The organism is Piscinibacter sp. XHJ-5 (assembly GCF_029855045.1).
Lineage (GTDB): Bacteria > Pseudomonadota > Gammaproteobacteria > Burkholderiales > Burkholderiaceae_C > Albitalea.
The window spans coordinates 6,149,284-6,168,434 of sequence record NZ_CP123228.1 but is presented as its reverse complement, the minus strand read 5'-3'; the positions used below and the strand labels follow the sequence as shown (position 1 = coordinate 6,168,434).

The following is a 19,151-nucleotide window of genomic DNA, read 5'->3' as shown; positions in this document are numbered from 1 at the left end:
CGCAGGGGTCCCATGCAACGTCGGGAGTTTACGGCAGGGGTGTTGGCTTCGGCAGGGCTGTGGCTGTGCGCCGGCTCGGCGAATGCGTTGAGCGAAAGCGAGGCGGCGACCGGAATCCGGGTCGCACTGGAGAAGGGCGCCGTCGCGGCGGTGCAGCTGCTCGGCCGAACCGACGGCTTCCTTCGCAACGACAAGGTGCGCATCCCGCTGCCCGGCTATCTGAACGACGCGGCCAGGTTCCTGCGCGCGGCCGGCCAGCAGCGGCGCATCGACGAGCTCGAGACGGCGATGAACCGCGCCGCCGAGGCGGCTGTGCCCGAGGCCAAGTCGCTGCTGGTAACGGCGGTCAAGTCGATGAGCGTGGAGGATGCGCGCCAAATCCTCACCGGCGGCGAGGACGCGGCGACGCAGTTCTTCGCCCGCAAGACCCGAGAACCGCTGGCAGTGCGATTCCTGCCCATCGTCACGCGTGCCACGCAGAAGGTTGCGCTGGCGGACAAGTACAACGCCGTCGCGGGCAGGGCGGCCGCGCTCGGGCTGATCCGCGAGCAGGATGCCAACGTGCAGCAGTACGTCACCGGCAAGGCGCTCGATGGCCTGTTTGTCGTCATTGCGGAGGAGGAGCGCAAGATTCGCCAGGATCCGGTCGGCACCGGCAGCGCCATCCTGAAACGGGTGTTCGGCGCGATCCGGTAGGACACGCATCCAAGGCCGGCGACCGCGCGTACTTCGCCCATGCACTTGAAGAACCCGCCGCACGTCAACGCCCGTTTCGCCGAGACCGCGACGCTGGGCGGGCACATCGGGTTGCGGCCTGTCGCGCTGCCCGCTCGCCCCGCCAGGGTGCTGGTGTTGTTCGGCGCCGACTGGGACGGTCGGTTGCTGCCGCGCTACGCGCGCAGCGGCCGCTACCGCTTCCACGAGCACGGCTTCGATCTTTTCCGCTTTCCGAGCAACGCCCGGCTGATGTGGTTCGACCTGTGGCGCTTCGTCGACCGCATGGTCGAGCGCTACCGCGGCCGCATCGACGCCGTGTTCAGCTCCAACGAGCAGTTCGGCGCGCTGGCCGCCGCGCTGGTCGCGCAGCGCCTGGGGCTGCCCGGCGCCGACCCGGCCTGCCTGCTGCGGGCCCAGCACAAGTACGAGGCGCGCGTGCGGCTGCGGGAGATCGCGCCCGAGCTGTGTCCCGACTTCGAACTCATCCCGTACACGATCACGCCCGAGGATGCGCGGCGCCTGCGCTACCCGCTGTTCGTCAAGCCGGTGAAGGCGACGTTCTCCGTGCTCGCGCGGCGCTGCGACACGCCTGCCGACTTGATCGAGCACCTGCGCTTCCATCCCTGGGAAAAGCACATCATCAGCCGGCTGATCGAGCCGCACAACCAGGCTCTGAAGCGCTTCCCGCAGTTTCGCGTCAGCTCGCGCCACCTGCTGGTCGAGGAGCTGCTCGAGGGGCGCCAGATCAACGTGGACGGCTACGTGCATGGCGGCCGCATCCACCTCCTGGGCATGGCCGACGAGCTCATGTATCCCGGCACCATGGCGTTTGCGCGCTTTGCCTCGCCGGCCACGGTCGATGCGGCGCTGCATGCTCGCCTGCTTGGCGCCACCGAGCGCGTGCTGCGCGGCTTCGGCCTGGTGCACGGCTTCTTCAATCTCGAGTTCTTCGTCGCCGCCGACGGCTGCCTCAAGCTCATCGAGATCAATCCGCGCCTGGCGGCGCAGCTGGCCCAGGTGCACGACTGGGTCCACGGCGTGGACACCTACGAGCTTGGCTTCGCGATGGCGCTGAACCGGCCGCTACCGGCCGCGCAACCCCCGCGCTTCGGCGCGGCGGCGAGCTTCGTGTGGCGAAGCTTCGACGGCACATCCTGCCCGCGCATGCCTTCCCGCGACGATCTCCATTGGCTGGCCCGCGAGCTGCCGCTGGCCCGGCTGGAGCTGTACCCCAAGCGAGGTGCATCGCTGCAGCGGGAGATCAAGTGGCTGGGGTCGCACCGTTGGGCGGTGCTCAACATGCCCGGCCGCGACGAGGCCGATCTACGGACGCGCTACGAGCGCGTCTGCGCCCGTTTCGGCTGGCCGTCGTCCTACTGAGATCAAAGCGCCCGCGACAGCTCGAACATCAGCACCGAAGGCAGCGCCGATTCGATCGCATCGCGTCCCACGCGTCCCATCGGCGCCCCGTCGAAGCCGGACATTGCGAACGACGAGCCTTCCTCGATGATTTCGATGAACGGGAACTCGGGCAGCTCGGAGCCGATCTGGCTGCGCAGCTGGCGCAGCTTCTCGCCGTTGAGGATGCCTTCGACGATGATCGCGTGCGGCAGACCCTCGCGGCAGAAGTCCTTCGCCTCGTCCACCGACGCCACCAGGTCGATGATGAGCCCCATGTGCCGGATCGAGTCGCGCAGGCGCACCCGCATCTCGCGGCGTGATGCGATCACGAGCACATGACTGCCGGCGAGCGAAGTGGAGTTGCTCGACAGGCCGAAGCCCTGGTCGAGCTCGATCGTGCTCATGCCTTCCATCGAGTCGTCGGCGGTGCGCGGGAATTCGATCACCAGCCGCACTTGGCCTTGGCCTACCGTGCGGGTGAGCGGCAGGCCCATCGTCCACGCGGTCTGCTCGATGAGCCGCCACACCAGGGAATCCAGCTGAGGCTCGGCGGTCGCCACGAACGCCGGCTCGTCGGCCGGTCGGTAGGCGAAGTGGCAGTTCAGCCGAGCATGGGCCGGCCAGGCCTTCAGGTCCACCGCGAAGGCGATCTCTGAACGTGCATGCAACAGGCTCCAGTCGAGCACGCTGTTGAGCAGGCTGAACAGCAGCGAGGCGTCGACGATCACGTCGGCAGGCTTCAGCGCGGGTTTGAGCGTGATGCCGCGCGCCTCGGTTTCGCGGGCGCGGTGGCGCAGCACGGTCTTCAGGGTGTCGGCCAGCGTGAGCCGCTCGTGCGACTGGCGCAGGCGCGCAGAAGCAAATCGCGTGAGCTGCTGAGCGAGCATGCTGGCGCGCCGTGCGGCTTCGACCTCCTCGCGCAATGCGCGCAGGCCGGCCTTGTCGATGCGGCCGCTGCAGGTGAGCGCCTCGATGCGCTCGAGCGCCGACGTGAGCGGCAGCGCGATCTCGCTGCCCACCGTGCTGACCAGGTCGCGCCAACGTTCTCCATCGAAGTTGTCCGCAGCGGCGCCTTGACTTGCAGGCGTACCGCGCTTGATGTCCGACATGTCCATGTGTGTCCCTGTTCTGATGTCCACGCGACAACCGGCGTGGCGCGCGGGTCCGCACGATTTCGCGCCGCCGGTGGCACCAGCGGGGATGGACGCGGCCGCGTCACGGTGCGCAGTGTTGTCGCTGCGCTGGGCTTGTGCCACTGACGTTTGCGAAATCCCCCTGGGTGAGGGGGAAGGCCAGGCGGGGGGCGACGGCGCCAGCCGCGTGGCCTTGGAACATCCTGTTACCGAGCCAGCGCGAGCAGGGTCTCCAGGAGCGCTGCGGGCGCACTGATCATCGGCAGGTGGCCGGTCGCGATCTCGACGACATGCCAGCCCGGCTCGGCGCGCACGCGCTGGCGCATCAGCGCAATGGTGGCCAACGCCGGCGACGTGCAGTCGATGAAGCTGCGGGGCCAGCGTTGCACCCGTACAGGCTCGAACGGCAACCCGGCGTCGTAGACACCGCCGGGCTGCGGCGTCTGGCGCCGCTGCACCCAGGCGTGATCGTGGCCGCTCAGTCCGAACAGTGCCGGATCGGCGGGCGGTATGACGCCCGATTCGGCGATCGCCTGTCGGCGCTCTGCCTGCGTCTGCCGAGCATGCCCGCTGGACCAGCTCTCGCCGGGCAGGGGAACCACGGCGTCCAGGTACACCAGGCGCCCGAGCCGTGTCGCCTCGGGAAGGCGGTCGGCCACGCCGGTGACGACCATGCCGGCGTAGCTGTGCCCGACCAGGACGGCCTGATGCAGTTCCTCCGCTTCGATCACCGACAGCACGTCGGCGATGTGGGTGTCGAGCGTGATCAGCGGCGACAGCAGGTGACTGCGTTCGGCGACACCGGTGAGCGTCACCGCAAACGCGCGGTGGCCCGCCTGCCACAGGCCGGGGATCACACGCTTCCAGCACCAGGCGCCTCCCCAGGCGCCGTGAACCAGCACGAAGTCCGCCATCAGATCACTCCTTGCGCACGCAGCGACAGGCGTTGCTCGTGGCCGATGCCGAACTCCTGCAGCACCTCGTCGGTGTGCTCGCCCAGCAGCGGCGGCGCGTGCCGATACTGCACCGGCGTGGCCGAGAGCTTCAGTGGGCTGGCGACCAGCGGCACCGCGCCCGCGAGCGGATGAGGCACGTCGACGGTCATCCCGCGCGCGCGGACCTGTGGATCGGCGAACACGTCCGACAGCTCGTTGATCGCACCGCACGGCACGCGCGCGGCTTCGAGCGCCGCGAGCCATCGGGACTTGGTGCGCTGCCTCATCGTCTCGGCCAGCATCGGAACGAGCGTGGCGCGGTGACGCACCCGATCGGCATTGCGCGCGAAGCGCTCATCGGCCGCCAGCCCGGCGAGTCCGGCCACTTCGCAGAACTTCGCGAACTGCCCGTCGTTGCCGACGGCCAGGATGATGTGCCCGTCGGCAACCTCGAACACCTGGTACGGCACGATGTTCTGGTGCGCGTTGCCCATCCGCCGAGGCGCCTCGCCGGTCACGAGGTAGTTCGCGCCGAGGTTGGCGAGCATCGCGACCTGCGTGTCGAGCAGCGCCATGTCGATGGCCTGCCCCTGTCCGGTGGCGTCGCGGTGTCGCAGCGCTGCCAGGATGGCGACGGTCGCGTACATGCCGGTGAACAGGTCCGCGACTGCGACGCCGACCTTCTGCGGACCCCCTCCCGGCAAGTCGTCGCGCTCGCCCGTGACGCTCATCAACCCGCCCATCGCCTGCACGGCGTAGTCGTAGCCCGCGCGTTCCCGATACGGCCCCGTCTGGCCGAAGCCGGTGATCGAGCAATAGACCAGGCGAGGGTTCAGCGCGCACAGTGCCGCCGCGTCGAGCCCGTAGCGCGCCATGTCGCCGACCTTGAAGTTCTCGACGAACACGTCGCATCGCGTGGCCATGTCGCGAATCAGCGCCTGTCCGGCGGGCAGCGCGATATCGACCGTGATGGAGCGCTTGTTACGGTTGGTGCCAAGGTAGTACGCCGCTTCGGCGGTGTCAGCGCCGTCGCGGTCCTTCAGGAACGGCGGGCCCCAGCCGCGTGTGTCGTCTCCGCTGCGAGGCCGTTCTACCTTGACGACGTCGGCGCCGAGGTCGGCCAGCGTCTGCGTGCACCAGGGGCCCGCGAGCACGCGTGACAGGTCGAGCACCCGCACACCGGACAGGCTCTGACGCACAGTCGGGTCTTCGCGATCGGACATGAGCCGATTGTGGAGCAGCCAAGATAATCAGGCGATGATCCTGGACCCGAGATGGCGCAGCGGTGTCGCCGCATTCGTCTTGGCGGCCTGCACGCCTGCGCTCGACTGGCGCGAAGTCAGGCCGGTCGACAGCGAAGCCGTTGCGCTGTTCCCCTGCAAGCCGCAGCGTGCCTCGCGCGACGTGATGTTGGCCGGCGTCCGTGTGCGCATGCATCTCGCCTCGTGCACCGCCCAGGCGGTCACGTACGCCCTCGGCTATGCGCTGCTGGGCGATCCTGCCGACGTGAACACGGCGCTCAACGAGATGCGCAGCGCGTCGGCGGCCAACATCGGTGCGAAGACGGCGACCCGCAGCGCGTGGTCGGTGTCCGGCATGACGCCCAACCCGCTCGCGGAGAAGCTGACCATGCAAGGTCATGACGCACAGGGTGAGGCGGTGCGAGAGGAAGCTGCCTTCTTCGTCAAGGGCTTGCGCGTGTATCAGGCGACCATCGTCGGGCCCAAGCTCGACAAAGAGGCCGTCGATACCTTCTTCAGCGGCCTGAAGCTGAGCTCATGAGCCGGCCGATCGCTCTCGACCCGGCGGCAACCGCCTCGTCGTCGGTGCCCATGCGCACGGCGACGCTGATGTTCCTCAGCTTCGCCTTCGCATACTTCTTTTCGGCGCTGGTGCGTGGCGTCACGGCGACCCTGGCACCCGAATTCAGTGCCGAGCTCGACCTCAACGCCGGCGACCTCGGCTTGCTGGCAGGCGCCTATTTTTTCGGCTTCGCGTTCATGCAGCTGCCGCTCGGCGGCGCGCTCGACCGCTTTGGGCCGCGGCGCGTTCTCCTCGTGTTCATCGCCGTGGCGGTCCTCGGATGCGCGGCGTTTGCGTTGGCGCGCAGCTTCCTCGGCCTCACCGTCGCGCGTGCGCTCATCGGGGTCGGCGTCAGCGCCTGCCTCATGGCGCCGATGACGACCTTTCGGCGCAGCTTCGGGGCCACCGCACAGATGCGAGCGAACTCCTGGATGCTGATGACCGGCTCGCTCGGCATGGTCGCATCGACGCTCCCGGTGCAGTGGCTGCTGCCGCTCGTCGGCTGGCGCGCGCTCTTCTGGGCCCTTGCCTTGTTGTTCGCCGTGGCCATTGCCACCATCGCCTGGCTGGTGCCCTCGGACGCGCCGGCCCCGTCGTCCTCGCGCCGGTCGGACGGCGCACTGGCAGGCTATGGCGGGGTGTTCCGCCACCCGACTTTCCGGCGCTTCGCACCCATGGCCTTCTTTCAATACGGCGGCATGGTGGCGGTGCAGTCGCTCTGGGCCGGTCCATGGATGGTGCAGGTATGCGGCTTCACTGCGCAGCAGGCGGCCCGCGGGCTGTTCGGGATCAATGTCGCGATGCTGCTCAGTTTCATGAGCTGGGGCGTCGTCGTGCCGCGCCTCTATGCCCGCGGGTGGACGGCGCAGCGCCTCATTGCCCGCGGCACGCCGCTGTGTCTGGCGGTGCTGGCCACCGCCGTGCTGCTCGGCAGCGGCGCAACCGCGTGGGCATGGGGCGCGTTCTGCGTCAGCAGCACGGTGGTGTCGCTGTCCCAGCCGGCCGTCGCGCAGGCGTTTCCCACGGCACTGGCCGGGCGCGCGCTGTCGGCGTACAACCTGCTCATCTTCGTGGGGGTCTTCCTGCTGCAGTGGGGCATCGGGCTGGCGATCGACGGATTCAAGGCGCTCGGGTGGGGCATCGAGTCGTCGTTCCAGGGGGCTTTCGCGTTGTTGACACTGTGCTGCGTGGCGTCGTATGTGTGGTTTTTGCGTGGCGATGACCGCACCGCACCGGGGGCACCCTGAGCCGGGGCCCAAGCAACTGCCGATAATCGATCCACCATGCCGGGACTGCTGATCATCGCCCACGCGCCGCTGGCGTCATCGCTGAAAGCGGTGGCGAGCCACACCTTCCCGGAGTGCGGTCGCATGCTGGAAGCGCTCGACGTGTCCCCCGAGATGCAGGTCGAGGACATCGAGGCACAGGCGCGCGATCTTCTGGGACGTGTGCGCAATCCCGAGGCGCTCATCTTCACCGACGTTTTCGGCGCCACCCCCTGCAACGTCGCGCAGCGTCTGGCCAGCAGCGTGGAGGGCGCTCAGGTCAAGGTCATTGCCGGCGTGAACGTACCGATGCTGTGGCGTTCGCTGTGCTATGCGGATGACAGCCTCGACATGCTGGTGGCGCGGGCGATGGCCGGCGCCACGCAGGGAGTCATGCAGGTCGCGACCTCACGGCCGCAGAATCAGGCCTACAAACCAGGTGCCAATGATCAAAACCAGCATCACCATCAGCAATAAGCTTGGCCTGCATGCACGGGCTTCGGCCAAGCTCACCAAGCTGGCCACCGGTTTCAGGAGCGAAGTCTTCATGAGTCGAAACGGCCGCCGCGTCAACGCCAAGAGCATCATGGGCGTGATGATGCTGGCAGCGGGGCTCGGGTCCGAGATCGAGATCGAAACCGAGGGCGAGGACGAGCAGCTGGCGATGGACGCCATCACCCGTCTGATCAACGACAAGTTCGGCGAAGGCGAGTGAAGCGCCCACCTCGGTGTTCAGTCGCCGAGGAAGTGCTTGCGATAGCGCATCGGGAGATCCGCGATGCGCATCATCATCGGCAGGTCCGCGGTGTTGAAATCAGGATCCCACGCGGGCGGGCCCAGCACCTTTGCGCCGCAGCGGAGATAGCCCTTGATCAGCGCCGGTGCCTCGACCAGCAGATCGGTTTGCAGCTCCTCCACGGGCAGCGGCAACCGGGGGCGAACCTGCCACTCGATCGGCGCCAGGTGCGTCTTGCGCAACTGCTCCCAGAGACTTGCCGCCACGTGACCGCCGTCGCGCATGCTGACGCTGGCGCATCCGATCATCGTGTCGAGCTCGTTGCGCACCATGAACTCGGCCAGCGCTCCCCATAAGGCCAGGATCGCGCCGCCCGAGCGCCAAGCAGGGTGCACGCAGGATCGGCCGAGCTCCACCATCTTGCCGCGCAGCGGGCGCAATCGCGTCAGGTCGAATTCGGTGTCGCTGTACAGGCCGCCGACCCGCTTGGCGGCGGCGGGAGTCAGGACGCGGTAGGTGCCGATCACGGGGCCGGATTGGCCGTCTGCGGCGGCCGCGCGCACGAGGAGATGCTCGCAATACGGATCGAACATGTCGATGTCGTGACCGGCGGGCGAGCCCTGAGGCACCGACAGCCGCGCACCCATCTCATCGGCGAAAACCACGTACCTCAGCTGCTGGGCTTGCCGAACATCATCGTCGTTGCGAGCCCAAACCACTTCAAACCGAGCCTTGTCATTGCCGGCAAGGTCGAGGGACGCCGAGCGCGGGTGAAGTGACCTCCGTGGCGCGGGCGCGCGCAGGTCGGACAGCGGCATCGTCGGCAGAGGCAGTTCCCTCATCAGGTTCTCCATTGGTTCCGTGGATGCTGGAGCCGCAGGATGACGCGGTCGTGAACCAGGGGTGACCAGGGGATGACAGCGCCCATGACGCCGTGACAACCCGCAAGCCCCATGGCGTCTGGCACTGCTAGCATGGCTGCATGAGCATCCAGGTGTTCGGTTTGCCGGTCTCTCGCGGCGTCGCGATTGGCCGCGCCGTGCTCGTGGCATCGAGCCGCGTCGACGTCGCTCACTACTTCATCGACGACAGCAAGGTGGAGGACGAGATCTCTCGCCTGCGGGTCGCGCGCGACGCGGTCGCCGGCGAACTGATGGCGCTGAAGCGCGATCTGCCGCACGAAGCGCCGGCCGAGCTACCGGCCCTGCTTGACGTGCATCTGATGCTGTTGCACGACGAGGTGCTGACCGGCGCCACCAAGCAGTGGATCGTCGATCGGCACTACAACGCCGAATGGGCGCTCTCGGCGCAGTTCGAAGTGCTGGCGCGGCAGTTCGACGAAATGGAAGACGACTACCTGCGCGAGCGCAAGGCTGACCTGGAGCAGGTCGTCGAGCGGCTGCTGCGCGCCATGTCGCGCGGGCCTTCCTCGTCGTTCGCGCCGGCACCCGGGCCGGCTTCCGCCACGCGTGACTTCGGTGGCGAGGATCCACTCGTGCTGGTGGCCAACGACATCGCGCCGGCCGACATGCTGCAGTTCAAGCGCAGCGTATTCACCGGCTTCGTCACCGACGTGGGCGGTCGCACCTCGCACACCGCCATCGTCGCGCGCAGCCTGGACATCCCCGCGGTCGTCGGTGCGCGGGAGGCCAGCCGCATCATCCGTCAGGACGATTGGCTGGTGATCGATGGCGATGCCGGCATCGTCATCGTCAATCCTTCGCCGATCGTGCTGGAGGAATATCGGTTCCGTCAGCGGCAGAGCGAACTGGAGAGGGCGCGACTGTCCCGACTGCGCCATACGCCGGCCATCACGCTCGACGGCGAGCGGGTGGAGTTGCTGGCCAACATCGAGTTGCCGCAGGATGCGCCCGTCGCAGTGGAGGCAGGTGCAGTCGGCGTCGGACTCTTCCGCAGCGAGTTCCTCTTCATGAACCGCGACGGCGAGCTGCCGGGCGAGGACGAGCAGTTCGAGGCCTACCGGGCAGCGGTCGAGGCAATGAACGGCATGCCCGTCACGATCCGAACTGTCGACATCGGGGCCGACAAGCCGCTGGATCGCATGTCGGTCAACGAACTGCGGCATGAGCATGCGCTCAATCCGGCGCTCGGACTGCGTGCGATTCGCTGGAGCTTGTCGGAGCCCGCGATGTTCCGGCAACAGCTGCGCGCAGTGCTTCGCGCCAGCGCCTACGGGAAGGTCCGGCTGCTTGTTCCGATGGTCGCGCACGTCAGCGAGGCGCGACATACGTTGGAGGCGCTGGCGCGGGCGAAGCAGCAGCTCGCCGAAGCAGGCCGCGCCTATACCGACATCGAGGTCGGCGCGATGGTGGAAGTGCCGGCGGCAGCCCTGATTCTGCCGAGCCTCCTGCGGATATTCGACTTCGTCTCGATAGGCACCAACGACCTGATCCAGTACACGCTGGCCATCGACCGCGCGGACGAGACGGTCGCGCACCTTTACGACCCCTGGCACCCGGCGGTGCTGAAGCTCGTCGCTCAAACCATCGCGCAAGCCCGTGCGGCGGGAAAGAACGTCAGCGTATGCGGTGAAATGGCGGGCGACCCTGCGTTCACTGAGTTGCTGCTGGCCATGGGGCTGAGAAGCTTCTCGATGCATCCTTCGCAGATCTCGGCGATCAAGCAGCGGGTGCTACGGACGGATGCGCGTCGTTGGGCAGCGCGGCTGGAGCAGATCCTCCACGCGGAGGATCCGCAGGCCGTGTGCGCGGAGCTGCACGCCGTAATAAGCGGCGCACCGAGCGGCGCAGCGGCCATGCTGGCCGTCTGAGGACGAGTACACGCAGCCTTCTTGCGCCGGCTTCAAAAATGGTGCTATAGTCGCTGTCTTCGCTGATGACGGCGGTCGACGAAAAATCGACGCCGGGGTTGCTGAAAGGCAGTAGGGGAATCGAAGGATTCTCACAAGCAGCGAAGAACGAGAAAGCCGAGCGCTTGACAAGGGTTTAAAAAACATGTCAGAATCGCTTTCTTCGCTGACAACAGCAAGTTGATCAGCAACCGCCGCAAGGCGACGCTCTTTAAAAACTAACAGCCGATAAGCGTGGGCGTTTGAAGGCGAGTGCCAAGAGTCGCAAGACTCAAGGTCTCATGACCTTAAACGCTCACTGAAGTGAAGTTCACTTCAATTCTTTGAGCAGTAATTCAAGATCGAACTGAAGAGTTTGATCCTGGCTCAGATTGAACGCTGGCGGCATGCCTTACACATGCAAGTCGAACGGTAACGCGGGGCAACCTGGCGACGAGTGGCGAACGGGTGAGTAATACATCGGAACGTGCCCAGTAGTGGGGGATAGCCCGGCGAAAGCCGGATTAATACCGCATACGACCTACGGGTGAAAGCGGGGGATCGCAAGACCTCGCGCTATTGGAGCGGCCGATGTCAGATTAGGTAGTTGGTGGGGTAAAGGCCTACCAAGCCGACGATCTGTAGCTGGTCTGAGAGGACGACCAGCCACACTGGGACTGAGACACGGCCCAGACTCCTACGGGAGGCAGCAGTGGGGAATTTTGGACAATGGGCGAAAGCCTGATCCAGCCATGCCGCGTGCGGGAAGAAGGCCTTCGGGTTGTAAACCGCTTTTGTCAGGGAAGAAACGCGCTGAGCTAATACCTCGGCGTAATGACGGTACCTGAAGAATAAGCACCGGCTAACTACGTGCCAGCAGCCGCGGTAATACGTAGGGTGCAAGCGTTAATCGGAATTACTGGGCGTAAAGCGTGCGCAGGCGGCTTTGCAAGACAGATGTGAAATCCCCGGGCTTAACCTGGGAACTGCATTTGTGACTGCATGGCTGGAGTGCGGCAGAGGGGGATGGAATTCCGCGTGTAGCAGTGAAATGCGTAGATATGCGGAGGAACACCGATGGCGAAGGCAATCCCCTGGGCCTGCACTGACGCTCATGCACGAAAGCGTGGGGAGCAAACAGGATTAGATACCCTGGTAGTCCACGCCCTAAACGATGTCAACTGGTTGTTGGACGGCTTGCTGTTCAGTAACGAAGCTAACGCGTGAAGTTGACCGCCTGGGGAGTACGGCCGCAAGGTTGAAACTCAAAGGAATTGACGGGGACCCGCACAAGCGGTGGATGATGTGGTTTAATTCGATGCAACGCGAAAAACCTTACCTACCCTTGACATGCCTGGAATCCCGCAGAGATGTGGGAGTGCTCGAAAGAGAGCCAGGACACAGGTGCTGCATGGCCGTCGTCAGCTCGTGTCGTGAGATGTTGGGTTAAGTCCCGCAACGAGCGCAACCCTTATCATTAGTTGCTACGCAAGGGCACTCTAATGAGACTGCCGGTGACAAACCGGAGGAAGGTGGGGATGACGTCAGGTCATCATGGCCCTTATGGGTAGGGCTACACACGTCATACAATGGCCGGTACAGAGGGCTGCCAACCCGCGAGGGGGAGCTAATCTCAGAAAACCGGTCGTAGTCCGGATCGCAGTCTGCAACTCGACTGCGTGAAGTCGGAATCGCTAGTAATCGCGGATCAGCTTGCCGCGGTGAATACGTTCCCGGGTCTTGTACACACCGCCCGTCACACCATGGGAGCGGGTTCTGCCAGAAGTAGTTAGCCTAACCGAAAGGAGGGCGATTACCACGGCAGGGTTCGTGACTGGGGTGAAGTCGTAACAAGGTAGCCGTATCGGAAGGTGCGGCTGGATCACCTCCTTTCTGGAAAACTGCACTCAATTTCTTGCGCCCACACTTATCGGCTGTAGTTGAACACAGCGTGTGAAAGTGAGCCGGCTGAGCACTGAACAGCTTCGTGCTTTGGCACCTGGCTGGCCAAGAACCGCAACCCGGACGCTTCACAACAAGCGTGAAGGGTCTGTAGCTCAGTTGGTTAGAGCACCGTCTTGATAAGGCGGGGGTCGTTGGTTCGAGACCAACCAGACCCACCATCTTCATGGGGGATTAGCTCAGCTGGGAGAGCACCTGCTTTGCAAGCAGGGGGTCGTCGGTTCGATCCCGTCATCCTCCACCAACACTAATCGTCCGGACACACTGACGCAAGCCGGCGCGTGGCGGCTTGCGTCAGTGATTCGAAAGAATCGGCTGTAGTTCTTTAACAATTCGTAGAGTCGAATCAGCGTTGTCGGCGGAAACCGCTTCATGCGGACCGTGCCGCCGACAACATTTTGATTGCGTCAACAAGACTTCAACTCGAAAGAGTATTGAAGACGGCATAACGCGAATACTCAACCAGTCCTTGACGATGCTTCTGTGCTCGTGAGAGCGGGAGGCGTCAAAGTTATAGGGTCAAGTGACTAAGTGCATGTGGTGGATGCCTTGGCGATTACAGGCGACGAAGGACGTGATAGCCTGCGATAAGCTTCGGGGAGCTGGCAAATTAGCTATGATCCGGAGATTTCCGAATGGGGAAACCCACCGAAAGGTATCGCACACTGAATACATAGGTGTGCGAGGCGAACCGGGTGAACTGAAACATCTCAGTAGCTCGAGGAAAAGACATCAACCGAGATTCCGAAAGTAGTGGCGAGCGAAATCGGAACAGCCTGCACGTTTTAGCCATCGATTTATCAGAACGGAATGGAAAGTCCGGCCATAGTGGGTGATAGCCCCGTAAGAAAAAAGTCGGTGGTGGAACTAGGCGTGCGACAAGTAGGGCGGGACACGTGTAATCCTGTCTGAAGATGGGGGGACCATCCTCCAAGGCTAAATACTCGTAATCGACCGATAGCGAACTAGTACCGTGAGGGAAAGGCGAAAAGAACCCCGGGAGGGGAGTGAAATAGATCCTGAAACCGCATGCATACAAACAGTCGGAGCCCGCAAGGGTGACGGCGTACCTTTTGTATAATGGGTCAGCGACTTACATTCAGTGGCAAGGTTAACCGAATAGGGTAGCCGTAGAGAAATCGAGTCCGAATAGGGCGTTCAGTCGCTGGGTGTAGACCCGAAACCAAGTGATCTATCCATGGCCAGGATGAAGGTAGGGTAACACCTGCTGGAGGTCCGAACCGACTAGTGTTGCAAAACTAGCGGATGAGCTGTGGATAGGGGTGAAAGGCTAAACAAACTTGGAAATAGCTGGTTCTCTCCGAAAACTATTTAGGTAGTGCCTCAAGTATTACCGTCGGGGGTAGAGCACTGTTATGGCTAGGGGGTCATGGCGACTTACCAAACCATTGCAAACTCCGAATACCGATGAGTACAGCTTGGGAGACAGTGCACCGGGTGCTAACGTCCGGACACAAGAGGGAAACAACCCAGACCGCCAGCTAAGGTCCCTAAAATTGGCTAAGTGGGAAACGAAGTGGGAAGGCTAAAACAGTCAGGATGTTGGCTTAGAAGCAGCCACCATTTAAAGAAAGCGTAATAGCTCACTGATCGAGTCGTCCTGCGCGGAAGATGTAACGGGGCTAAGCCAGTTACCGAAGCTGCGGATGTGCGCGCAAGCGTACGTGGTAGGAGAGCGTTCTGTACGCCTGTGAAGGTGGATCGTGAGGTCTGCTGGAGGTATCAGAAGTGCGAATGCTGACATGAGTAGCGTTAAAGGGGGTGAAAAGCCCCCTCGCCGTAAGCGCAAGGTTTCCTACGCAACGTTCATCGGCGTAGGGTGAGTCGGCCCCTAAGGCGAGGCAGAGATGCGTAGCTGATGGGAAACAGGTCAATATTCCTGTACCGATGTGTAGTGCGATGTGGGGACGGAGAAGGTTAGCTCAGCCGGCTGTTGGTGTCCGGTTCAAGCATGTAGGCGTGCCCTCTAGGCAAATCCGGAGGGCTTAGCTGAGGTGTGATAACGAGGCGGCTTGCCGCTGAAGTGAGTGATACCCTGCTTCCAGGAAAAGCCACTAAGCTCCAGCTACACACGACCGTACCGCAAACCGACACTGGTGCGCGAGATGAGTATTCTAAGGCGCTTGAGAGAACTCTGGAGAAGGAACTCGGCAAATTGACACCGTAACTTCGGAAGAAGGTGTGCCTTTAGTAGGTGAACCCGCACAGGGGGAGCCCAATGAGGCCGCAGAGAATCGGTGGCTGCGACTGTTTATTAAAAACACAGCACTCTGCAAAGACGAAAGTCGACGTATAGGGTGTGACGCCTGCCCGGTGCTGGAAGATTAAATGATGGGGTGCAAGCTCTTGACTGAAGTCCCAGTAAACGGCGGCCGTAACTATAACGGTCCTAAGGTAGCGAAATTCCTTGTCGGGTAAGTTCCGACCTGCACGAATGGCGTAACGATGGCCACACTGTCTCCTCCAGAGACTCAGCGAAGTTGAAATGTTTGTGATGATGCAATCTCCCCGCGGAAAGACGGAAAGACCCCATGAACCTTTACTGTAGCTTTACATTGGACTTTGAACAGATCTGTGTAGGATAGGTGGGAGGCTTTGAAGCGGTGCCGCTAGGTGTCGTGGAGCCAACGTTGAAATACCACCCTGGTGTGTTTGAGGTTCTAACCTTGGCCCGTTATCCGGGTTGGGGACAGTGTATGGTGGGCAGTTTGACTGGGGCGGTCTCCTCCCAAAGCGTAACGGAGGAGTTCGAAGGTACGCTAGGCACGGTCGGAAATCGTGCTGATAGTGCATAGGCATAAGCGTGCTTGACTGCGAGACTGACAAGTCGAGCAGGTACGAAAGTAGGACTAAGTGATCCGGTGGTTCTGTATGGAAGGGCCATCGCTCAACGGATAAAAGGTACTCTGGGGATAACAGGCTGATACCGCCCAAGAGTTCATATCGACGGCGGTGTTTGGCACCTCGATGTCGGCTCATCTCATCCTGGGGCTGTAGCCGGTCCCAAGGGTATGGCTGTTCGCCATTTAAAGAGGTACGTGAGCTGGGTTTAAAACGTCGTGAGACAGTTTGGTCCCTATCTTCCGTGGGCGCTGCAAGATTGAGAGAGCCTGCTCCTAGTACGAGAGGACCGGAGTGGACGCACCTCTGGTGTATCGGTTGTCACGCCAGTGGCATTGCCGAGTAGCTATGTGCGGAAGAGATAACCGCTGAAAGCATCTAAGCGGGAAACTCGTCTCAAGATTAGTCTTGCCGGGGCCTTGAGCCCCCTGAAGAGTCGTTCGAGACCAGGACGTTGATAGGCTGGGTGTGGAAGCGCAGTAATGCGTTAAGCTAACCAGTACTAATTGCTCGTGAGGCTTGACCCTATAACTTTGACGAATGAGTCAAAGCGAGAGTTCAAGTTATGCCAGTCTTCAATTGAAGCTGCGCGCAATCAAAAGCTGATGAGCCGAAAATCTCGGCAGACTCTACGAATTGGCTGACTTGCCCGAGGGGCAGGTCGGTGACCGGTTAAGCCTGATGACCATAGCGAGGTGGTCCCACTCCTTCCCATCCCGAACAGGACAGTGAAACGCCTCAGCGCCGATGATAGTGCGGATTCCCGTGTGAAAGTAGGACATTGTCAGGCTAATAACAGAAGGCCCCCGTCGTTCAGACGGGGGCCTTTTCATTTCTAGCTGGTGTTCTATCGGGTGACTGTTGGGACGGAATTTTGAATCATGGTTCATTCTTGATTCGATTTCCAACCGACGCCAGCGCACCTCGTCGGATCATGCTCTCTACAAGCGCTTGCAGCCATCCGCTTGAATCACTCGAGGGGAAATACCGCCGTCGAACCAGCTCGAAATAGCGAACGCCGGCAAGCCACGCGAGCAAACTCTCCCAAGTCGCTTCTCGAGTTTCGAGCAAGCGAAACTTAATGAGGACCTTCACCGCATGCAGCGCATGCATGGCCGGGTCCACCTCAAAACCTTCCAGCCGGCGAAGAGCGCGATCGACGGCGCTGCGCATTTCCGAAAACGGTTGACCGTGACCGGGAATCACCCAGCGCACTCGCAAGCAGGAGAACGCCTCCAGAGTTTGGCGAACGTCCGCGAACGCCGACGAGCCTTCCAACTCCGGAAAGACGACTCCGAATCCGTTCTCCCACAGCGCATCCGCCGAAATCAGCACCTCCAGATCGGGCTGATACAACGCCACCGACCGCGGGTCATGACCGGGTGAGGCGACGACTTCCCAGTGCCACCGGCCGGCAATCAGGACACTGCCCGGCGAGAGAACCCCCGTGCGCCTGAAGCGAGGGCAAAACTGCCCGGTCGCTTCGTAGGTCAGTTGTTGCGAATCCCAAGCATCGGCCGCTTCCGCCTCGCCGGCGGGCACATCAATGCCACAGCCGAAGACGCGTTGAATCTCGGCGTTGCCACCGCAGTGATCCGAGTGAAGATGCGTGTTCAGAACGCGCAGCAACGGCTCGCCAGCCAACGCGTGGCGGACCAAGGCGACTGTTTGATCGGCATGAATCCAGTAGCCAGTATCGACGAGTGTCGCGCCGGAGCCCGCTGCGCCTCGAATCAGGACGTTGTTCGACGAAAGCCAGCCCCGCTCGAGGACCGTGATGCCAGCGCGATCAAGATCCTCCCGCACTGCCGCTCAGCTCCGAAGTTCACGCCGCAGGATCTTGCCGACATTCGACTTGGGCAACTCGTCGCGGAACTCGATGTATTTCGGCCGCTTGTATGCAGTGAAGTTCTGCTTGCAGTACTCCGCCAAATCCTCCTCGGTGAGCGTCGAGTCCTTCTTCACCACGAAAAGCTTCACGGCTTCCCCCGACTTGGCATCCGTTACGCCCACCGCTGCACACTCCAGCACTCCGGGATGCAGATTCACGATCTGCTCGAGCTCATTGGGATACACGTTGAATCCCGACACCAGGATCATGTCCTTCTTGCGATCGACGATCCGAAAGTAGCCGCGCTCGTCCATGACGCCTACATCACCCGACTTGAAGAACCCATCGGCTGTCATGACCTTGGCGGTCTCGTCAGGCCTATTCCAATAGCCGGCCATGACCTGCGGTCCGCGAATGCAGATCTCGCCGGGCTCTCCCATGGACACCTCGCGCCCTTCGTCGTCACGAATGCTCAGCTCGGTGTTCGAGATCGGCAAGCCGATCGTGCCCGTGAATTCCGTCAAGTCGGCCCGATTGATGGTGGCGATGGGCGATGTCTCCGACAGTCCATAGCCCTCGATCACCGGGCAGCCGGTGAGCTTGAGCCACTTGTCCGCCGTGGCCTTCTGCACCGCCATGCCCCCACCGTTCGAAATGACGAGCTCCGAGAAATCGAGCCGTGCGAAATCGGCATCGTTGGTCAAGGCATTGAACAACGTGTTCACCGCAGGGAACATGTGAATGCGATGTCGCTGCAGCGTCTTCACCAAGCCCGGGATGTCGCGCGGATTGGGGATCAGGACGTTCATCATCCCGCGCCGCGCTCCAAACAGATAGCAGCAGGTCAGCGCGAAGATGTGATACAGAGGCAGCGCGCACACGGCTACGATCTGCTTCTCGCCGATCCTGGCGAGCATCGGCTTGAACCACTCCTCCGCCTGAAGGATATTGGCCACGACATTGCGATGAAGAAGCGTGGCGCCCTTCGAGACGCCCGTCGTGCCGCCGGTGTACTGTAGAAACGCCACGTCGTCCGGACCGATCTCGACACGGCTCAGGCTCATGCGCATGCCGTCGGCCACTGCCATGTTAAAGCGCGACACCGTGCGGCCGTCGCTCAGCGGCAAGCTGAAAGCAGGGACCATCTTGCGCACGTGGCGGACCGCGAAGTTGACGAGCATCCCTTTCCAGAAGCCGAGCATGTCGCCCATCGAAGCCAGCACGACGTGCTTCACTCGAGTGCGGGCTATCACTTCCTCCAGGGTCTTGGCGAAGTTCTCGAGCACGATGATCGCTTCGGCACCCGAATCGTTGAGCTGATGCTCCAGCTCGCGGGCCGTGTAGAGCGGATTCACATTGACCACCGTGTATCCCGCGCGCAGCACTGCCGCTATCGCGACCATGTACTGAGGCAGATTGGGCATCATCAGCGCCACGCGTGCGCCGCGGCTCAGGCGCTTGCCTTGCAACCAGGCTCCAAGCGCCGCCGACATCTCATCGATATCGCGGTAGCTGACACGGGTGTCCATGCAGACGGCGGCGTCGCGCGCGCCGTACTTGCGAAACGATTCCTCCAGCAGCTGCACCAGCGACGCGTACTGTGTCACGTCGATTTCCGGTGACACGCCGGACGGGTAGTTCTTCAACCAGGGTTTGACAACGGCTTGCAGCACAAGGCCTCCGATGACTGACGCTTC

Annotated in this window: 13 protein-coding genes, 2 tRNA genes and 3 rRNA genes; 12 read left to right on the top strand and 6 right to left on the bottom strand. The window is 62.7% G+C overall.

What is annotated here, in order from left to right; genetic code table 11:
• The first annotated feature begins 12 nt into the window (after window positions 1–12).
• Together P7V53_RS29225 and P7V53_RS29220 are read left to right on the top strand one after the other, a co-directional pair.
• Window positions 13–696: a DUF4197 domain-containing protein gene (locus tag P7V53_RS29225; protein ID WP_280156643.1), complete on the top strand. Its 684-nt coding sequence runs from the start codon at window positions 13–15 to the stop codon at window positions 694–696.
• 39 nt (window positions 697–735) lie between these two features.
• Window positions 736–2,097, top strand: coding sequence for an ATP-grasp domain-containing protein (locus tag P7V53_RS29220; protein WP_280152994.1), 1,362 nt, complete (start codon window positions 736–738; stop codon window positions 2,095–2,097).
• A gap of 2 nt (window positions 2,098–2,099) precedes the next feature.
• Here P7V53_RS29220 and P7V53_RS29215 read toward each other — a convergent pair whose 3' ends face one another.
• From P7V53_RS29215 to P7V53_RS29205, 3 genes are all read right to left on the bottom strand, one after another.
• Window positions 2,100–3,233 (bottom strand): hypothetical protein, encoded by a 1,134-nt coding sequence (locus P7V53_RS29215; RefSeq protein WP_280152993.1) that lies wholly within the window; start codon window positions 3,231–3,233, stop codon window positions 2,100–2,102.
• Between the two features lie 224 nt (window positions 3,234–3,457).
• Window positions 3,458–4,165, bottom strand: coding sequence for an alpha/beta fold hydrolase (locus P7V53_RS29210; RefSeq protein ID WP_280152992.1), 708 nt, complete (start codon window positions 4,163–4,165; stop codon window positions 3,458–3,460).
• Window positions 4,165–5,409 (bottom strand): CaiB/BaiF CoA-transferase family protein, encoded by a 1,245-nt coding sequence (locus P7V53_RS29205; RefSeq protein WP_280152991.1) that lies wholly within the window; start codon window positions 5,407–5,409, stop codon window positions 4,165–4,167. Before P7V53_RS29205 ends, P7V53_RS29210 begins: the two co-directional genes overlap by 1 nt.
• On the opposite strand from P7V53_RS29205, the gene P7V53_RS29200 reads away from it, so the two are divergent.
• Genes P7V53_RS29200 through P7V53_RS29185 form a run of 4 tightly spaced genes read left to right on the top strand, consistent with a single transcriptional unit; the run spans window position 5,408 to window position 7,969 of the window.
• The gene (locus tag P7V53_RS29200) at window positions 5,408–5,968 is read left to right on the top strand and encodes a hypothetical protein (protein WP_280152990.1); all 561 of its coding nucleotides are present in this window, start codon (window positions 5,408–5,410) and stop codon (window positions 5,966–5,968) included. The genes P7V53_RS29205 and P7V53_RS29200 overlap by 2 nt on opposite strands.
• A complete protein-coding gene (locus P7V53_RS29195; RefSeq protein WP_280152989.1) occupies window positions 5,965–7,236 on the top strand; it encodes an MFS transporter in 1,272 nt (423 codons plus the stop codon). Before P7V53_RS29200 ends, P7V53_RS29195 begins: the two co-directional genes overlap by 4 nt.
• A gap of 36 nt (window positions 7,237–7,272) precedes the next feature.
• Window positions 7,273–7,731: a PTS fructose transporter subunit IIA gene (locus P7V53_RS29190; protein ID WP_280152988.1), complete on the top strand. Its 459-nt coding sequence runs from the start codon at window positions 7,273–7,275 to the stop codon at window positions 7,729–7,731.
• Window positions 7,700–7,969 (top strand): HPr family phosphocarrier protein, encoded by a 270-nt coding sequence (locus P7V53_RS29185; RefSeq protein WP_280152987.1) that lies wholly within the window; start codon window positions 7,700–7,702, stop codon window positions 7,967–7,969. Before P7V53_RS29190 ends, P7V53_RS29185 begins: the two co-directional genes overlap by 32 nt.
• A gap of 17 nt (window positions 7,970–7,986) precedes the next feature.
• On the opposite strand, the gene P7V53_RS29180 is transcribed toward P7V53_RS29185, so the two are convergent.
• Window positions 7,987–8,832 (bottom strand): GNAT family N-acyltransferase, encoded by an 846-nt coding sequence (locus P7V53_RS29180; protein WP_280156642.1) that lies wholly within the window; start codon window positions 8,830–8,832, stop codon window positions 7,987–7,989.
• Between the two features lie 140 nt (window positions 8,833–8,972).
• Here P7V53_RS29180 and ptsP point away from each other — a divergent pair, with 140 nt between their 5' ends.
• The 6 genes from ptsP (at window position 8,973) to rrf (ending at window position 16,413) form a co-directional block, all read left to right on the top strand.
• Window positions 8,973–10,781: a phosphoenolpyruvate--protein phosphotransferase gene (ptsP, locus tag P7V53_RS29175; RefSeq protein WP_280152986.1), complete on the top strand. Its 1,809-nt coding sequence runs from the start codon at window positions 8,973–8,975 to the stop codon at window positions 10,779–10,781.
• Window positions 10,782–11,163: 382 nt separating this feature from the next.
• Window positions 11,164–12,692, top strand: a 16S ribosomal RNA gene (locus tag P7V53_RS29170).
• Between the two features lie 153 nt (window positions 12,693–12,845).
• Window positions 12,846–12,922 (top strand) — tRNA-Ile (locus P7V53_RS29165).
• A 7-nt stretch (window positions 12,923–12,929) separates the two neighbouring features.
• Window positions 12,930–13,005, top strand: a tRNA-Ala gene (locus P7V53_RS29160).
• A 273-nt stretch (window positions 13,006–13,278) separates the two neighbouring features.
• Window positions 13,279–16,150 (top strand): 23S ribosomal RNA (locus P7V53_RS29155).
• A 150-nt stretch (window positions 16,151–16,300) separates the two neighbouring features.
• A 5S ribosomal RNA gene (gene rrf / locus P7V53_RS29150) occupies window positions 16,301–16,413 on the top strand.
• Together the 16S, 23S and 5S rRNA genes with 2 tRNA genes alongside form the textbook arrangement of a ribosomal RNA operon.
• Before the next feature lie 89 nt (window positions 16,414–16,502).
• Here rrf and P7V53_RS29145 read toward each other — a convergent pair.
• Together P7V53_RS29145 and P7V53_RS29140 are read right to left on the bottom strand one after the other, a co-directional pair.
• Window positions 16,503–17,429, bottom strand: a complete 927-nt coding sequence (locus P7V53_RS29145) for an MBL fold metallo-hydrolase (RefSeq protein WP_280152985.1) — start codon at window positions 17,427–17,429, stop codon at window positions 16,503–16,505.
• 6 nt (window positions 17,430–17,435) lie between these two features.
• Window positions 17,436–19,100, bottom strand: coding sequence for a long-chain-fatty-acid--CoA ligase (locus P7V53_RS29140; RefSeq protein WP_280152984.1), 1,665 nt, complete (start codon window positions 19,098–19,100; stop codon window positions 17,436–17,438).
• Between the last annotated feature and the right edge of the window lie 51 nt (window positions 19,101–19,151).